16 protein-coding genes are annotated in these 17,123 nt (G+C 53.8%); 6 read left to right on the forward strand and 10 right to left on the reverse strand.

The genetic code is table 11. From position 1 onward, the window contains the following. Positions 1-6: 6 nt before the first annotated feature. Both secA and mutT read left to right on the forward strand, forming a co-directional pair. Positions 7-2,712, forward strand: a complete 2,706-nt coding sequence (secA, locus tag AC1MDE_RS12335; protein WP_058960897.1) for a preprotein translocase subunit SecA — start codon at positions 7-9, stop codon at positions 2,710-2,712. A gap of 111 nt (positions 2,713-2,823) precedes the next feature. Next, positions 2,824-3,219, forward strand: a complete 396-nt coding sequence (mutT, locus tag AC1MDE_RS12340; RefSeq protein WP_058960896.1) for an 8-oxo-dGTP diphosphatase MutT — start codon at positions 2,824-2,826, stop codon at positions 3,217-3,219. A gap of 29 nt (positions 3,220-3,248) precedes the next feature. Here the strand turns inward: mutT and yacG are convergent, their stop codons facing one another. From yacG to coaE, 3 genes are read right to left on the reverse strand one after another with little or no spacing between them, the layout of a single operon-like run. Then, positions 3,249-3,446, reverse strand: coding sequence for a DNA gyrase inhibitor YacG (gene yacG, locus AC1MDE_RS12345; RefSeq protein WP_034829659.1), 198 nt, complete (start codon positions 3,444-3,446; stop codon positions 3,249-3,251). A gap of 7 nt (positions 3,447-3,453) precedes the next feature. Continuing rightward, positions 3,454-4,197: a cell division protein ZapD gene (gene zapD / locus AC1MDE_RS12350; RefSeq protein WP_034829657.1), complete on the reverse strand. Its 744-nt coding sequence runs from the start codon at positions 4,195-4,197 to the stop codon at positions 3,454-3,456. 4 nt (positions 4,198-4,201) lie between these two features. Then, positions 4,202-4,810: a dephospho-CoA kinase gene (gene coaE / locus AC1MDE_RS12355; protein WP_058960895.1), complete on the reverse strand. Its 609-nt coding sequence runs from the start codon at positions 4,808-4,810 to the stop codon at positions 4,202-4,204. Positions 4,811-5,029: 219 nt separating this feature from the next. Here coaE and AC1MDE_RS12360 point away from each other — a divergent pair, with 219 nt between their 5' ends. Continuing rightward, on the forward strand, positions 5,030-6,070 hold the full coding sequence (locus AC1MDE_RS12360) for a GMP reductase (RefSeq protein WP_058960894.1): 1,041 nt from the start codon (positions 5,030-5,032) through the stop codon (positions 6,068-6,070). Positions 6,071-6,236: 166 nt separating this feature from the next. On the opposite strand, the gene hofC is transcribed toward AC1MDE_RS12360, so the two are convergent. The 4 genes from hofC to nadC form a co-directional block, all read right to left on the reverse strand. Further along, a complete protein-coding gene (gene hofC / locus AC1MDE_RS12365; protein ID WP_058960893.1) occupies positions 6,237-7,436 on the reverse strand; it encodes a protein transport protein HofC in 1,200 nt (399 codons plus the stop codon). Beyond that, positions 7,429-8,817: a type II secretion system protein GspE gene (gene gspE / locus AC1MDE_RS12370; protein WP_058960892.1), complete on the reverse strand. Its 1,389-nt coding sequence runs from the start codon at positions 8,815-8,817 to the stop codon at positions 7,429-7,431. Before gspE ends, hofC begins: the two co-directional genes overlap by 8 nt. Beyond that, complete coding sequence (gene ppdD / locus AC1MDE_RS12375) at positions 8,817-9,260, reverse strand: prepilin peptidase-dependent pilin (RefSeq protein WP_058960891.1); 444 nt, start codon at positions 9,258-9,260, stop codon at positions 8,817-8,819. The genes gspE and ppdD overlap by 1 nt, the downstream gene beginning before the upstream one ends. 178 nt (positions 9,261-9,438) lie before the next feature. Continuing rightward, positions 9,439-10,335, reverse strand: a complete 897-nt coding sequence (gene nadC / locus AC1MDE_RS12380; protein WP_058960890.1) for a carboxylating nicotinate-nucleotide diphosphorylase — start codon at positions 10,333-10,335, stop codon at positions 9,439-9,441. 181 nt (positions 10,336-10,516) lie between these two features. Here nadC and ampD point away from each other — a divergent pair, with 181 nt between their 5' ends. Further along, a complete protein-coding gene (ampD, locus tag AC1MDE_RS12385; RefSeq protein WP_058960889.1) occupies positions 10,517-11,068 on the forward strand; it encodes a 1,6-anhydro-N-acetylmuramyl-L-alanine amidase AmpD in 552 nt (183 codons plus the stop codon). A 16-nt stretch (positions 11,069-11,084) separates the two neighbouring features. Beyond that, complete coding sequence (gene ampE / locus AC1MDE_RS12390; RefSeq protein ID WP_058960888.1) at positions 11,085-11,939, forward strand: beta-lactamase regulator AmpE; 855 nt, start codon at positions 11,085-11,087, stop codon at positions 11,937-11,939. Here ampE and AC1MDE_RS12395 read toward each other — a convergent pair. The 3 genes from AC1MDE_RS12395 to aroP all read right to left on the reverse strand — a co-directional run bounded on the left by AC1MDE_RS12395 (position 11,921) and on the right by aroP (position 15,795). Beyond that, positions 11,921-12,874: a glycoside hydrolase family 43 protein gene (locus AC1MDE_RS12395; protein ID WP_058960887.1), complete on the reverse strand. Its 954-nt coding sequence runs from the start codon at positions 12,872-12,874 to the stop codon at positions 11,921-11,923. The genes ampE and AC1MDE_RS12395 overlap by 19 nt on opposite strands. After that, positions 12,871-14,277 carry a glycoside-pentoside-hexuronide (GPH):cation symporter gene (locus AC1MDE_RS12400; RefSeq protein ID WP_058960886.1) on the reverse strand — a complete coding sequence of 469 codons (1,407 nt, stop codon included), beginning with the start codon at positions 14,275-14,277 and terminating at the stop codon, positions 12,871-12,873. Before AC1MDE_RS12400 ends, AC1MDE_RS12395 begins: the two co-directional genes overlap by 4 nt. Before the next feature lie 162 nt (positions 14,278-14,439). Then, positions 14,440-15,795, reverse strand: coding sequence for an aromatic amino acid transporter AroP (aroP, locus tag AC1MDE_RS12405; protein ID WP_034829625.1), 1,356 nt, complete (start codon positions 15,793-15,795; stop codon positions 14,440-14,442). Between the two features lie 513 nt (positions 15,796-16,308). On the opposite strand from aroP, the gene pdhR reads away from it, so the two are divergent. Beyond that, on the forward strand, positions 16,309-17,073 hold the full coding sequence (gene pdhR, locus AC1MDE_RS12410; RefSeq protein WP_034829622.1) for a pyruvate dehydrogenase complex transcriptional repressor PdhR: 765 nt from the start codon (positions 16,309-16,311) through the stop codon (positions 17,071-17,073). The last annotated feature ends 50 nt before the right edge of the window (positions 17,074-17,123 follow it).

Consider the following 17,123-nt stretch of genomic DNA (forward strand, 5'->3'; position numbering starts at 1 on the left):
TTTACCATGTTAATCAAATTGTTAACCAAAGTCTTTGGCAGCAGTAACGATCGTACCCTGCGTCGTATGCGCAAAATCGTCGATGTCATCAATAAGATGGAGCCGGATTTCGTCAAGCTCTCGGATGACGAACTGAAAGCCAAGACCGACCTGTTCCGTGAACGCCTGAAGAAAGGTGAAAGCCTTGAAAGCCTGATTCCTGAAGCCTTTGCCACGGTGCGTGAAGCCAGTAAACGTGTGTTTGGTATGCGCCACTTCGATGTACAGCTGATTGGTGGCATGGTGCTGAATGAGCGTTGCATCGCGGAGATGCGTACCGGTGAAGGTAAAACCTTAACCGCAACGTTGCCTGCTTATCTGAACGCACTGAGCGGTAAAGGCGTGCACGTGGTCACGGTGAACGATTACCTGGCTCAGCGTGATGCCGAAAACAACCGTGCACTGTTCGAGTTCCTGGGGCTGTCCATCGGTATCAACCTGCCAAACATGCCAGCGGTGGCGAAACGTGCCGCCTATGCTGCGGATATCACCTACGGTACTAACAACGAATACGGCTTCGACTACCTGCGCGATAACATGGCGTTCAGCCCGGAAGAGCGCGTCCAGCGTAAACTGCACTACGCGTTGGTGGATGAGGTGGACTCCATCCTGATCGATGAAGCGCGTACGCCGTTAATTATCTCCGGTCCTGCCGAAGATAGCTCCGAGCTGTACACCAAAGTGAATAAAATCATTCCTCACCTGGTGCGCCAGGAGAAGGAAGACTCAGAAACCTTCCAGGGTGAAGGCGACTTCTGGGTCGATGAGAAAGCGCGTCAGGCTCACATGAGCGAGCGCGGTCTGGTGAAAGTCGAAGAGCTGCTGGTGAGCCAGGGCATTATGGAAGAAGGTGAGTCACTTTACTCGCCAACCAACATCATGCTGATGCACCACGTAACGGCGGCGTTGCGTGCGCATGCGTTGTTTACTCGCGATGTCGATTACATCGTGAAAGATGGCGAAGTGATCATCGTCGATGAACACACCGGCCGTACCATGCAGGGCCGTCGCTGGTCTGATGGTTTGCATCAGGCTGTTGAAGCCAAAGAAGGCGTGGAAATCCAGAACGAGAACCAGACACTGGCTTCCATCACCTTCCAGAACTACTTCCGTATTTACGAAAAACTGGCCGGTATGACCGGTACTGCTGATACCGAAGCGTTTGAATTCAGCTCGATCTATAAACTCGATACCATCGTGGTGCCAACCAACCGTCCGATGGTGCGTAAAGATATGGCTGACCTGGTCTATATGACCGAGAAAGAGAAGATCGACGCGATCATCGAAGACATACGTACTTGCACTGCGAAAGGCCAGCCGGTGCTGGTCGGTACCATTTCGATTGAGAAATCAGAGGTGGTTTCTAACGAACTGACGCGCGCGGGTATCAAACACAGTGTACTGAACGCCAAGTTCCACGCCAGCGAAGCGGATATCGTGGCACAGGCGGGTCAACCAGCTGCAGTCACCATCGCAACCAACATGGCAGGTCGTGGTACCGATATCGTGTTGGGTGGCAGCTGGCAGGCCGAAGTGGCAGCGCTGGATGAACCTTCAGAAGCGCAGATTCAGGCCATCAAAGAAGCCTGGAAACTGCGCCATGATGCAGTTCTGGCATCGGGCGGTCTGCACATTATCGGTACTGAGCGTCACGAATCTCGCCGTATCGATAACCAGTTGCGCGGCCGTGCGGGTCGTCAGGGTGATGCCGGTTCATCCCGCTTCTATCTGTCGATGGAAGATGCGTTGATGCGTATCTTCGCCTCGGATCGTGTGTCTAACATGATGCGTAAACTGGGCATGAAACCAGGCGAAGCGATTGAGCATCCATGGGTCACCAAAGCGATTGCCAATGCACAGCGTAAAGTGGAAAGCCGTAACTTCGACATCCGTAAGCAGCTGCTGGAATACGATGATGTGGCCAACGATCAGCGCCGCGCCATCTACAGCCAGCGTAATGAACTGCTGGACGTGTCTGATGTGTCTGAAACCATCAACAGCATCCGTGAAGATGTGTTCAAAGCCACCATCGACACCTACATTCCGCCGCAGTCGCTGGAAGAAATGTGGGATGTTCCTGGTCTGGAAGAACGCCTGCGTAACGATTTTGATCTGGATCTGCCGATTGCAGAATGGCTGGATAAAGAGCCGGACCTGCACGAAGAAACGCTGCGTGAACGTATCATGAGCCGCGCGCATGAAAACTATGCGTCGAAAGAAGAAGTGGTTGGCGCTGAAATGATGCGTAACTTCGAAAAAGGCGTGATGCTGCAAACCCTGGATTCACTGTGGAAAGAGCATCTGGCGGCGATGGATTATCTGCGTCAGGGCATCCATCTGCGCGGTTATGCGCAGAAAGATCCGAAGCAGGAATACAAGCGCGAGTCCTTCTCAATGTTCGCGGCGATGCTGGAGTCACTGAAGTATGAGGTGATCAGCACCCTGAGCAAAGTACAGGTGCGCATGCCGGAGGAGGTCGAAGCGATGGAACAGCAACGCCGTGAAGAGGCTGAGCGTCTGGCACAGCAGCAACAGCTGAGCCACGTTGATGACGAAACCGCTGCGGCCGCCGCGCTGGCTGCGCAGGGTGGGGAGCGCAAAGTAGGACGCAACGATTTGTGCCCATGCGGTTCCGGTAAGAAATACAAACAGTGTCATGGCCGCCTGGCCTGATAAACGAGGAGCCTTCGGGCTCCTTTTTCTTTTGGCCGTCGCCACAGAGTTAACATTACCTGGCGACTGCATTACTATCAGCGCTCATTAATTAAAAGCGGAATTCAGCTTATGAAACACCTGCAAGTCGCAGTGGGCATCATTCGCAATGCCAGCCGTCAGATCTTCCTTGCCCAGCGTGCGGCGAGCTCCTACATGGCGAATAAATGGGAGTTTCCTGGCGGAAAAATTGAACAGGATGAAACCGCTGAACAAGCGTTAAAACGCGAATTGATGGAAGAGACCGGCATTGAGGTGACAGCCGCGAAGGCGATTGGTTTGGCCGATCATAGCTATGACGATCTGCGCGTCACATTGCACTTCTTCCTGGTGGAAGGTTGGAACGGTGAGCCGTACGGCCGTGAAGGGCAGCCACAGCGTTGGGTGGAACAGCGTGATTTAGTCGCGGAAGAGTTTCCTCCTGCCAACCACGAACTTATCGCTCGCCTGGTGACTGACGAAATTTAAGCAAAGGGGCGTAAGCCCCTTATCTCTTATTAATGCTGTTCTTCGCTCCAGTCATCGCTGTCGGTCAGATCGCTATCGCTGGGAATGCGCTTCTCTTCGGCGGCCCATTCGCCCAAATCAATCAGCTGGCAGCGCTTGCTGCAAAACGGGCGCCAAGGACTCAGCTCATCCCACATCACATCTTTACCGCAGTTGGGACAAGGTACGGTAATCATCTCTTCCTGCATAACAACCTCAACAACACGCTAATTCAAAATTCAATCGGGCTGGCACTTCACCACGCTCGCTGTCCAGTGGCAGGAATCGAATGGCATAACGGCTTTTATGGCCTGAAACCTGCGGGTACAGCGCATCTTCGAGGGTGAGCTGGAGGCGCAACAAATCCGAACCTTCGGCATTATCCTGATAAAAACCGTTCAGGCTGGTTTGATGGCGAAATACGCCTGACTGACGCACCAGATCAAGGATCATGGTCAGACTATTGCGCAGAGGAACCAGTGACGCCAGCCAGCCGTTAACCTGCGAATCACGCTGTGACTGCTGCTGGTGCAGCCAGATATGCAGGCTCGGCAAATCAAAACTGCAGCAGCCACCAGGAATGCTCAATCGCTGGCGTACCAATCCAATCAACCGATCTTCGCGCAATTGCTGGCCCATACGCGGTGCCGCATTCAGCTCGCTGGATTGCTGTTTCAATCGGTCACGCAGGCTACTGACGGTGTGCTCGTCAACACCTGGCACATCAAGCCAGGCGCGAAGTTTCTGCTGCTGGCGCTCCAGCTCTTTCAATAACTCGGTACGCATATCACCGCGCTCAAAGATATCTAACAGATCACCAATGATGCGAAATACCCCTAATGCAGAGACGGAATTCACCACGGGCACCGTTTCATGCAGTTGGTTAAGTAATGACTCCACGCGCAGCCAGGTGCGCATCTTCTCATTCAGCGGGTGTTCAAACAGAACGACTGTACTCATGATGTTAATCCTGTCCGGTTGCTGCCAGGCGTAAATAACGCTGGTGAAGTTCAGCAACGCGCGGCAACGCCTGTTCGGGCGTACCACTGTTATCGATGATGTCATCCGCACAGGCCAGACGCTGCTCGCGGCTGGCCTGTGCGGCAAGAATATTTTTTGCCTGGCTAAGTGTGATGCCATCACGCTGCTGAGTACGCCGCAACTGCGTAGCTTCATCCACATCAACCACCAGAACCCGGTCAGCCTGATGCTGTAACCCGTTTTCAACCAATAGCGGCACCACCCATAACACATAGGGTGACGTTGCCAATAATTTTAGCTGCTGCGTACGGGCATTAATAAGAGGATGAAGCAGCTGATTTAGCCAGTTTTTTTCTTTCGGCTGCTGAAAAATAATCTCGCGCAGTCGTGCCCGATACAACGCTCCTTCGGCGGTCAATATTGACTCACCATGGCGTTTAACGATCGCCTGCAGGGCGGGTGAACCAGGTTCAACCACTTCTCGCGCAATCACATCAGCATCAATAATATCAACGCCTAGCGCGGTGAAAGCGTTGGCAATGGTGCTTTTACCACTGCCAATTCCTCCGGTGAGCGCAACGGTAAAAGGCATAGCGTTCTCTCAAAATTGTCTTCATTGGGCGACCATCAGCCGCAATAAGATGAGAGCATGATCACAATCAATTTTCTCAGCTAAATTTAAGGGATTGTAGCTTAAATAAAGTGAAATTCGCAGTCTTGTCGCGGAACGAATGGCGCGTATGATAACGACACTGGAGCCGTGAGCGCTACCCGAACTGCGGTTCGTCGTCACTAACCAGGACACTCAGCTATGCGTATTGAAGAAGATTTAAAACTGGGCTTTAAAGATGTTTTGATCCGCCCCAAACGCTCCACCCTGAAAAGCCGTTCTGAGGTTGAACTCGAACGCACCTACACTTTCAAGCATTCAGGTCTGAACTGGACCGGCGTTCCGGTGATTGCCGCCAATATGGACACCGTGGGCACATTCACCATGGCCGAAGCACTGGCGGGCTTCAATGTCCTGACGGCAGTGCATAAACATTACAGCGTGGAAGCCTGGCAGGCATTTATCCAGCGCGTGCCGGCTGCAGTGCTTGGGCATGTGATGGTGTCATCCGGTACCTCCGAAGCCGATTTCGTTAAGCTCGCCGCTGTTCTCGCTTTATCGCCTCAGCTCAATTTCATCTGCATTGATGTTGCCAACGGTTACTCCGAGCACTTTGTTGAATTCCTGCAGCGAGTGCGTGAAAGTTTCCCAGGCAAAACCATCTGTGCGGGTAATGTGGTCACCGGTGAGATGGTCGAGGAGTTGATTCTCTCTGGCGCGGATATCGTCAAAGTCGGCATTGGCCCCGGTTCTGTCTGCACCACGCGTGTAAAAACCGGCGTCGGTTACCCGCAACTGTCTGCGGTGATTGAGTGTGCCGATGCGGCGCACGGCCTTGGCGGCCAGATTGTCAGCGATGGCGGTTGTTCAGTGCCGGGGGATATCGCGAAAGCTTTCGGCGGCGGTGCAGATTTTGTCATGCTCGGCGGCATGCTGGCGGCGCACGATGAGTGCGAAGGAAACATCGTCGAAGAGCAGGGCGAGCAGTTTATGTTGTTTTATGGCATGAGCTCAGAATCCGCCATGAAACGCCATGTCGGCGGTGTTGCCCAGTATCGTGCTGCGGAAGGAAAAACCGTTCGTCTGCCACTGCGCGGCCCGGTGGAGGACACCGTGAAGGATATCCTCGGCGGCCTGCGTTCGGCCTGCACTTACGTAGGTGCAGCACGCCTTAAAGAACTGACAAAGCGCACCACGTTTATTCGTGTGGCGGAACAGGAAAATCGGGTATTCACGCGCTGATGGCTGATGGCTGATGGCTGATGGCTGATGGCTGATGGCTGATGGCTGATGGCTGATGGCTGAAAGTCGATTATCGGTGGTTGAAGGTTGAAGGTTGAAGGTTGAAGGTTGAAGGTTGAAGGTTGAAGGTTGAAGGTTGCAGACAGATGCGCACCGTGCGCATCTGTCAACGAATCGCATCCCCTAAGCCAAATACCGGCAGATACATGGCAATCACTAACGTCCCGACAATTCCACCGATCACGATCATCATCAAGGGTTCGAGCGAAGCCGCCAGTGCATCAGCCCGCATCAGCGTTTGTGCTTCATGCCACTCCGCTAATCGTGCCAGCATGACATCCAGCTCCCCCGCTTCCTCACCGACACGGATCAGTTGTGCACAGAGCGCGGTGAAAAGCAGATGATGCTGCATAGCCTGATGCAGTGGTAAGCCGCCAGCGATATGCCGCTGTAACGCGATAATCGCTTCACGCCACAGTGGCGATCCCAGCGTGACCTCAACGGCTTGCAGACTTTGTAATAACGTGAGTCCAGCCTGCTGCGTTAATTGCAGGATGGCGTAAATCTGGCTGAGCTGACCACCGCGCCAGAGTGTTGAAAGCAACGGCAGACGCAATAGCCAGCGATGAACACGTATTTGCCAGTGCACAGAACCACGGTAAACCCACCTTGCGCCGAACAATAAGCACATTATCGTTATCGCCAGGGGGAGCGCTGCCTGTTGTAAAAATGCTGACAGACTCATCACGGCGGCGGTGAAGGGGGGAAGGGGGGCATCAAAACTGGCATACACGGAGACAAATTCGGGCAGCACAAACAGCAACATGCCCGCACTCACCGCCAGCGCCACCAGCAAGATAAACAATGGATAGCGTAGAGCTTTAACCACTTTCTGTCTCAAGTGCTGTTGCTTGCTTTGCTGTAACGCCAGCTGGCGGCAGCATTCATCAAGCTGACCGGTGAGTTCACCCACTTCCATTAATGCCGGAAACAGCGCGGGGAAGATCTGCGGCCAGGCGCGAAGTGCAGATGAAAATGCCTCTCCGGCCATTACCCGACGTTGCAATTCATTAAGCAGTTCGCGCCAGCCAGCATGCGGGTGCCCCTCAGCCAGCAACGTCAGACTCTCCGCCAGCGGCAATCCTGCCTTGAGCAAGGTCGCCAACTGGCGAACAAGGTCAATTTTGTGCTGCCACTTCCAGTCACGCGTGCGCCAGCATTGCCCACGCTGCCAGCTAACCGGCAGCATACCGCGATCTGAGAGTTGCTGCAGGAGCACTTCCTGACTGGCAACTAATGAGGTTCCTTGCCGTAACGCGCCCAGCGTGTCCAGCGCTTGCCAGCGATAATGGTAGAGATTAGCCATCCTCCAATCCCACAACCCGCTGAACTTCTTCAAAGGAGGTTTCACCGCGACTCACAGCCTCCAACCCGGCGGCGAGCAGGGTTTTCATCCCGCCTTCATTGGCCAGTGAGATGATGTGCTCCAGCGGCATATCGGCAGAAATCGCGTTCTGTAGCTTGTTACTCATCGGCAGCACCTCAAATAACGCCAGGCGTCCGTAATAGCCCGAGAAGCAGTGGTCACAGCCTGGGGCGCGCCATGTTTGTAAGGTGCCAGGCCAAATGCCATGTGGCAGATGTGCAATGGCCTGCGCTGGCTGGCGGCAGTGCTCGCAGAGCCGTCGTACCAGACGCTGCGCGATGACTAACTGTAATGCCGGGCCGAGCAGGTAACCGGGAATATCCATCTGTCGCAGACGCGTGAGCGTTTCCGCCGTCGAATTGGTGTGCAATGTTGATAGCACCAGATGTCCGGTCTGCGCCGCTTTAACGGCAATACTGGCCGTTTCGGCATCGCGGATTTCGCCCACCATAATCACATCCGGATCCTGTCGCAGCAGAGCCCGCAGTACACGGTTAAAATCGAGCCCGCTACGCGGTTGGATTTGCGTCTGGTTAATGCCCTCTAATGGAATTTCAACGGGATCCTCTACACTGCAGACATTTTTATCCGGCACATTCAGAGCGCTTAATCCGCTGTAGAGAGTGAAGGTTTTACCGCTGCCGGTAGGCCCGGTGACCAGTATCAGTCCCTGAGGTTTAGCCAGCGCGTGCTTCAGTAACCGGAGTTGGGTAACCGGCATGCCGAGTTTATCCAGTGCGATCGCGCTGTTTTCACTTTGCAGCAGTCTCACCACGGCTTTCTCACCGTGACTAATGGGTAAAGTAGAAAGGCGAAATGCGGCCTGTTGATCGTCAAGGTTCAGTGTGAATTGCCCATCTTGTGGCAAGCGACGCTCGGCGATATCCAGCCCGCCGAGGATTTTCAGTCTGGCAAGCACCGCAGCCGTAGGTGCATCTGGCAAATGTGACAGTTTGTGCAAGACGCCATCAATACGTAATCGGACGCGTAACCCCTGCTGCTGAGGTTCAAAATGTACGTCAGAAGCACGGCGTTGGATCGCCTGGCGCAAAATCTGTTCAACGGCATTAATCGCTGTTTCGGTAGCGGCCGGTTCGTGCAACGTCGCCGAGTCATCAGGGTTGTGCAGGAGTTGCTCCAGTCGTGCCGCTGGCCAGCACTCGACTTCCACTTTGCACTGACTGGCGAATTGCAGGGCTTCCAGCAGCAGCGGATCGGGCGTCTCGGCTACTGCGACGCGCAGTGATGTGGCGTCATGCTGAAGCATCACCGCCTGGTAACGTGCGCATAAGGTCTGGATCGGGGTATTGGGCTGTGCCATCAGTGAGTGTCCTTATCGGTGAAGCGGAACTGTTCAAGACAGCTGTCGCGCAGACTGGCATTGGTGCTGGTGCAACTGCGTTGCCAGTCCAGCGTGCCTTCCGTGGTGTTCCAGATAGGTGTCATTTCTACACTCAACCCGGTAAGACTCTCCTGACCCGTTATGGTGATGGCGCCATTCACGACACTGAGCGAGGCCACATAGCGTGAACCTTTGGCAGCAGGAATGCCGCCTGCACCCGCCTGGCATTGAGTGGGGCCGCCACGTTCAATCGCGCAGAGTTCCACGGCGGTTTTATAAGGCACCATGGTTTGCAGCATGTCAGTCAGCGCGGCGCGTTGTAGATAATTTTGGTAGCTGGGCAGGCCAATAGCACTAAGAATGGCCACAATGCCAATCACTATCATCAATTCGATGAGGGTAAAACCTTGTTGTCTATCCATTATTCAGCTCCTTGTTGTGGAGCGGCTAAGGTAGAAAACGGCGTCTGAAAGCGATAGTGAGACGGTTTAATGCTGGAAGGCAGGATGTAATGAATCGCCGCGTTTGCAGAAGAAGTATCAGTAAACAGGAAGATAACTCACAAACCGCCGCGGAGATGCGGCGGTAAGAGGAGAGAAATTAGTGTTCGCGAAAACGCATGGAGAGATCCATGGCGCGCACATGCTTGGTCAAAGCGCCCACCGAAACGAAGTCGACGCCCGTTTTAGCTATCTGCGGCAGTGTTGCTTCCGTGACGTTACCAGAGACTTCCAGCAGGGCACGTTTGTCGGTGAGAAGGACGGCTTCATGCATCATCTCGAAGCTAAAGTTATCTAGCATGATAATGTCGGCACCGGCATCAATCGCATCCTGCAGTTCCTGCAGGCTCTCTACCTCTACTTCAACCGGCACATCGGGAGCCAGCCACAGCGCTTTCTCAACGGCTTTGCGTACCGAACCGCTGGCAATAATATGGTTTTCTTTGATCAGGAAGGCATCGGAAAGACCCAGCCGATGGTTACTGCCGCCGCCACACAATACGGCATATTTCAGCGCTGTGCGTAGGCCAGGCAAGGTTTTGCGCGTATCCAGCAATTGCGTTTCGCTGCCGTCGAGCAAGTCGACATAACGACTCACTTCCGTGGCCACGCCGGAAAGGGTTTGGACGAAATTTAATGCAGTTCGTTCAGCGGTTAACAGCAGCCGGGCCGGACCTTTTAACTCGAATAGCAGCTGGTCAGCTGCGACGTTTTGGCCATCTTCGACATGCCAGACAATCGTGACTTTATTGCCAAGCTGGATAAACACTTCCTGCACCCAGCGTTTACCACAAAAAACACCGGCTTCACGCGTGATGATCTGTGCTTCGGCCTGTTTATCTTCCGGTAAGAGCAGGGCGGTGATGTCACGGTCAGCATCCACCTCACCACCCAAATCCTCCCGAAGTGCGCGCGCAACGGCTTCGGGGATGTCCTGCTCAATACGCTTAATCAGTTCCTGACGACGATGATCGGGATCGTAACGACGCGATGCCATGCTTATGCCACTCCATTAATCGGATTTAACTGCGCTCACCTTAGCCTGATTTATAGCCTGTTGCCAGTCGTGATAGCCGAAATGTTTAGTATCCTTAACACTGTTCGCCATTCGCATTAAGTCACAAGCCGAAAAGGGGAAACATGTTATTCTCAGCCTGATTTAGCCTGGGATTTAGAACATGAAACTGGAAGATGGCTGGATTTCCAGCGCGCGCAAAGTGCCCTCGCCGCACTTTAACCAACGACCGGAAAATGAAATTCCCTCGTTGCTGATTATCCATAATATCAGTTTGCCGCCGGGTGAATTTGGTGGCCCGTGGATTGATCAACTGTTTACCGGGACCTTGCCGCCGGATGCTCACCCCTATTTTGCCGATATCGCGCAGCTGCGCGTGGCGGCGCACTGCCTGATTCGTCGTGATGGTGAGTTGGTGCAGTATGTTTCGTTTGATCAGCGTGCATGGCATGCCGGTGTGTCGCAATTTGCCGGGCGAGAAAACTGTAATGATTTCTCGATGGGCATTGAGCTGGAAGGCACGGATACGTTGCCGTATACCGACGCGCAGTATAAGACCTTAAAAAAGGTCACGGCCTTGTTGCTTAAGCACTATCCGCTGACGCTGGAACGCATCACCGGACACAGCGATATCGCGCCACAGCGCAAAACCGATCCAGGCCCCGCATTTGACTGGATACGCTATAAAGAGTCTATCAGGCAGGAGAATCCCTGAAACAGCAGGAGCAGGTATGACGTTGTTTAGCTTGTTATTAGTGTTAGGTTGGGAACGCCTGTTTAAATTGGGTGAGCATTGGCAACTGGATCATCGTCTGGAGCCGCTGTTTCGCGGACGCCAGCGATTTTCACTGCTGCGCACGTTGGTGATGACCCTCATCGCGATGCTGATCGTCTGGCTGTTGGTGTGGAGTCTGAAAGGCATTCTGTTTGGCGTGGCACAACTGGCATTCTGGATTGTGGTGGGCTTGCTGTGTATCGGCGCAGGTTCTGTGCGTCTGCACTATCATCGCTACCTGAAAGCCGCCAGCCACGATGATGAAGCGGCGCATCAGGCCATGGCAGCGGAACTGACACTGATTCATGGTGTACCCGTTGAGTGCAGTGAGCGTGAGTTTTTACGTGAGCTACAAAATGCGCTGATTTGGATTAACTTCCGCTTTTACCTCGCGCCACTGTTCTGGTTTGTGGTCGGTGGCCCTTACGGACCGGTGCTGCTGGTGGGTTATGCCTTCCTGCGTGCCTGGCAAAGTTGGCTGGCAAAATACCATTCTCCACTGGAGCGCGCGCAGTCAGGTGTAGACAGCATACTGCACGTGCTGGACTGGATCCCGGTGCGACTGGCAGGTGTGGCTTATGCGCTGTTAGGCCACGGAGAGCGGGCATTGCCTGCGTGGTTTGCCTCATTGAGCGATCGCCATCGTTCGCAATATCAGGTGCTGACCAGCCTGGCACAGTTCTCGTTAGCACGTGATCCACACATGGATAAAGTGGAAACGCCACGGGTGGCCGTGGCGCTGGCGAAGCGGATATCGTTAGTGCTGGTGGTTGTGGTCGCGTTGCTGACCATTTACGGCACGCTGGTGTGATCGGCTGGCGGTACACCGAAATCTGGTGTGCCGTCTTCGCGCCATTCAATGTACTTCAGTCGTGTATGGCGGTTAGGATCCCATAACGGGTCGCCTTCAATTTCCGTGTAATTCCGCGCGTGATACACCAGCACGTCCCTGCCGTTTTCGTCCCGCATAAAGCTGTTATGCCCCGGCCCATACTGCTGATTTTCCCAGCTGGTGGTGAAGACTGGACGCGCAGATTTCTGCCAGGCAGTGCTGTCGAGCGGATCGGCCATCATGTCGATGCTGAGCATTCCCAGGCAGTAATTCTCATCAGTTGCGCTGGCGGAATAGGTGACAAACAGCCGATCGCCGTGATGAATAACTGCTGGGCCCTCATTAACGCTAAAGCCTGCACACTCCCACTCATACTCCGGCCGGCTGAGCATCACCGGTGCGCTTTTCAGCGTCCAGGGATTAAGCAATTCCGCGAGATAGAGATTGGAATTACCCGGAATAGCGGGATCCTTCTGTGCCCACAGATACCAGTTTTTGCCCTGATGCACGAAATGCGTCGCATCAAGCGAGAAAGAGTCGATTGGGGTAAACACTCGGCGAACAGGTTGCCAGTGGCCGGAAAGCGGATCGCTGTCATCACACACCAGCGCATACATGCGATGCTGAAACAGGCCATCTTTGATGTCGCGCGTTGGGGCAGCAGCAAAGTAAATCACCCATTGTCCATTGATGTGATGCAGTTCCGGCGCCCAAATTAACGCACTATACGGCCCGGTATCAGGCTTGCGCCACACCGTAATCGCCTCCGTCTCAATCAGTCCATTCAGTGTGTCAGCGTAGCGGATTTCGAGTCGATCATATTCCGGCACCGATGCCACGAAGTAGTAGCCTTCGCCATGACGCAGGATAAATGGATCGGCGCGTTGGGTAATAAAGGGATTTGGCCAGCTCATTTGATCTCTCCAGGTTGCGGGGTGACAGTCAGGGAGGCAGGGGATAATTCACGTGCGTTGGCACGGCGTAGCGCAAGATCATCCTGAATGATGCGCATGAGTTTGCGATCCACCTTCAGCAAGCGCACTACACCGGCGGTGATCAGATAGCCGACCCCGGGAATCACGGTAAACAGCAGCATGATGCCGTTGATGGCGTTGGGAGCCTGCTGCCTTGCACCCGCGTCATAGCCATAAATAGACAGCAGGAAACCAACCATCGCACCGGCCACCGCCAGACCCACTTTGAGGAAGAACAGGTTACCGGAGAAGCTCATGCCGGTGATGCGTTTCCCCGTTTTCCATTCACCATAATCATCGACATCCGCCATCAGCGACCAATGCAGAGGTGACGGGATTTGATGCAGGATATTCAGCAGGAAGTAGGCGACGACAACCGCCACAGTCGCATGAGGATCAATCCAATAGAAACCGCACGAGAAGAGTGCCAGCGCGATATTGGTCCAGAAAAACACCTTCAGCTTGCACCAGCGGTCGGTGAGGATTTTTGCCAGCGTACTGCCGAACATCATGCCAATCACACCCAGGCTAATAAACAGCGTGGCAAAATGCGTGGATTGTCCCATTACCCAGGTAACGTAATACATGGTGGCGGCCATGCGGATAAAGCCAGGACAAACATTGCAGAAGGTGAGCAGGAGAATGCGCACCCATTGATCGTTTTTCCAGACGTCGCGCAGGTCTTTCTTCAAATCATCATTACTGGGCGCGGCTGGACGGATACGTTCGCGAACCGTGGCAAAACAGAACAGGAACATCGCCAGGCCAATCAGTGCCAGCACGCTCATCGCCATTTGGTATCCGCGTGCTTTGTTGTCACCGCCAAACCACTCGGCCATCGGCAGCAGAGAGAGCGACAGGATCAGTGTCGCCACGCCCACCATCACAAAGCGGTAAGATTGGCAGGAGACGCGTTCACCGGGATCGTTGGTGATCACACCGCCCAACGAGCAGTAAGGAATATTGATGGCGGTGTAGGTGAGCGACATCAGGAAGTAGGTGACAAAGGCCCAGATAACTTTGTTGTCATAGCTCCAGTCTGGCGTGGTGAACATCAGCACGCTGAACAGCACATAGGGGACGGAAACCCACAGTAGCCACGGGCGAAAACGTCCCCAGCGGCTTTGGGTACGATCGGCGATGGCGCCCATAATGGGATCGGTGACGGCATCCAGCACGCGAACAGAAAGTAGCAGTGTACCGACCAGCGCGGGTGCGAGACCAAACACATCGGTGTAGAAATAGTTAAGGAAAAGCATGATCGCACCGCCGATCATATTACATCCGGCATCGCCCATGCCATATCCCAGTTTCTCTCTGAATGAGAGCGCTGCGCCTTTCATTGTTCGTCTCCCGCGAAAAGGTGAGACGAAATTATCAGCGTTAAATCAGTAACCTGCTGGGGAACAATTGGTCACGTAGATGGACAAAACAGGTGGGCGCAGAAAAGTGTGAGGCAGATCAGGAATGTTGCCCGACGCTGACGCGCCGGGCAAGGGCATACATTAGGCTTTTTGCACTTTATTTTTGATGGTGTAACCCACTGCCAGGATAATGATCCAGACAGGAATCAGCCACACAGAAATCGCCATACCCGGCGTCATCGCCATGATGACCAGTACGGCCGCCATGAACGCGAGGCAGAGCCAGTTACCAAACGGATAGAGCACGGCTTTAAAGCGCGTGGTCACACCCTGCTGGTCTTTCTTCTTACGGAATTTCATGTGCGCGAGGCTGATCATCGCCCAGTTGATCACCAGCGCAGAGACCACCAGTGACATCAGCAGGCCAAAGGCTTCGCCCGGCATCAGGTAGTTGATCAGGACGCACAGCGCTGTGGCTACAGCAGAGACCAAAATGGTTGCCACTGGCACGCCGCGTTTATCAACATTGAGCAGCGCTTTAGGTGCATTGCCCTGCTGCGCTAAGCCGAACAGCATACGGCTGTTGCAATACACGCAGCTGTTGTAGACCGACAGCGCCGCCGTCAGGATCACCACATTCAACGCGTTGGCGACGAAGGCATCACCCAATTCGTGGAAGATCAACACAAACGGGCTGGTCTCTTCGGTGACGCGCGTCCATGGCAGCAATGACAGTAACACTGCCAGTGAACCAATATAGAAAATCAGGATACGCCACAGTACCTGGTTAGTGGCTTTCGGGATGCTCTCTTGCGGATTGTCAGCCTCAGCCGCCGTGATACCCACCAGCTCAAGACCACCAAACGAGAACATAATGATCGCCATCATCATCACCAGACCGGTCATACCGTGTGGCAGGAATCCACCCTGGCTCCACAGGTTAGTGACGCTGGCCTGCGGACCGGCGTTGCCGCTGAACAGCAGCCAGCCGCCGAACAGGATCATGCCGATAACCGCGACCACTTTGATGATCGCGAACCAGAATTCCATTTCCCCAAACACTTTTACGTTGGTCAGGTTAATGGCGTTGATGACGACGAAGAAGATCGCCGCACTGGCCCAGGTCGGGAATTCGGGATACCAGAATTGGATGTATTTACCGACGGCACTCAGTTCAGCCATCGCAACCAGGACATACAGCACCCAGTAGTTCCAGCCAGAGGCGAAACCGGCAAAGTTGCCCCAGTACTTATAGGCGAAGTGGCTGAAGCTGCCGGCAACCGGCTCTTCCACGACCATTTCACCTAACTGGCGCATAATCAGAAAGGCAATAAATCCTGCAATCGCATAACCGAGAATCACGGCCGGACCGGCCGATTTAATCACTGATGCGCTACCCAGAAACAGGCCAGTACCCACGGCACCGCCCAGCGCAATCAGCTGAATATGGCGATTTTTCAGGCCGCGGTGCAGCGATTCGCCATGCTGTTGTTCCATACAAACCTCGTGATGTTGTTATTGTGCACCTGCAGTGCGCGCACTGTAAGGCTGTTTTACGCAATGTATTCTTTTCTTTACGGTATTTGGCGTGCTGTGTGCATGCTGAAACTACCATGGCGACCAGAATAGTGATAAGCGCGCCGCTTTGCACCTGCTTTTGCTTTTTGTGCTGAGAGATGGCTGAAAAAGCAGCACTATCCACTGGGTGTCGCTCGCGCTATTTCTGACATGAAAAATCAATAAACACGAATAGCTTTCCCTTATGGTTGCCTGTAAGGCTTAGGGCTAACTCAGTGTAAGGTTTGGTAAAAGTGAAATCTGTTAACAATTCACTTACGGAGCAAATATATGCCTTTATCACGGTAAGTTAGCGCGCTGTAACAGCGATATACCCCGGAAGTGTGATGCCTGCCATATAGACACAAGGTGAATACTTTGTTACTTTACGGGCACCATTTTTCAATTGGTATTACCAATTTACTCCGGACGTTTTCACAATAAGAAGGGAAGATGGCTTACAGTAAAATTCGCCAACCCAAGCTCTCCGATGCGATCGAGCAACAGTTGGAGTCTCTCATTATGGAAGGGACGCTCCAGCCAGGTGAAAAGCTTCTCCCCGAGCGCGAACTGGCGAAACAGTTTGATGTCTCACGTCCATCCCTGCGCGAAGCGATTCAGAGCCTGGAAGCCAAAGGCCTGCTGCTACGCCGTCAGGGCGGTGGTACCTTCGTGCAAACAAATCTCTGGCAAAGCATGAGCGATCCCTTAGTCAGCCTGCTTGCCGAACATCCAGAATCCCAGTTTGACCTGCTGGAAACCCGTCACGCGCTGGAAGGTGTTGCTGCCTATTATGCGGCGCTACGTGGCACGGATGAAGACTTGCAGCGTATTCGCGACTGCCATGTTCACATCCAACAGGCGCAGGACAGCGGCGATCTGGATGCTGAAGCAGATGCAGTGATGAAGTATCAGATCGCTGTCACAGAAGCCGCCCATAATGTGGTGCTTTTACATTTGCTGCGTTCCATGGGCCCTATGCTGGAACAAAACGTCCGTCAGAATTTCGAATTGCTTTACGCTCGCCGGGAAATGCTGGCGAAAGTGAGCGGTCACCGCGCCAGTATTTTTGAGGCGATTGTGGCTCGTGAGCCAGAACAAGCACGCGAGGCATCCCATCGTCACCTGGCGTTTATTGAGGAAATCTTGCTGGATAGAAGTCGGGAGCAGAGCCGTCGTGAACGCTCCCTGCGTCGTTTACAGCAACGTAAGGAATAACGCACGGCAACGAACGTGCGGACATAAACGACGGGCCTGTCTTACTTGTG

The organism is Pantoea folii (assembly GCF_056678875.1).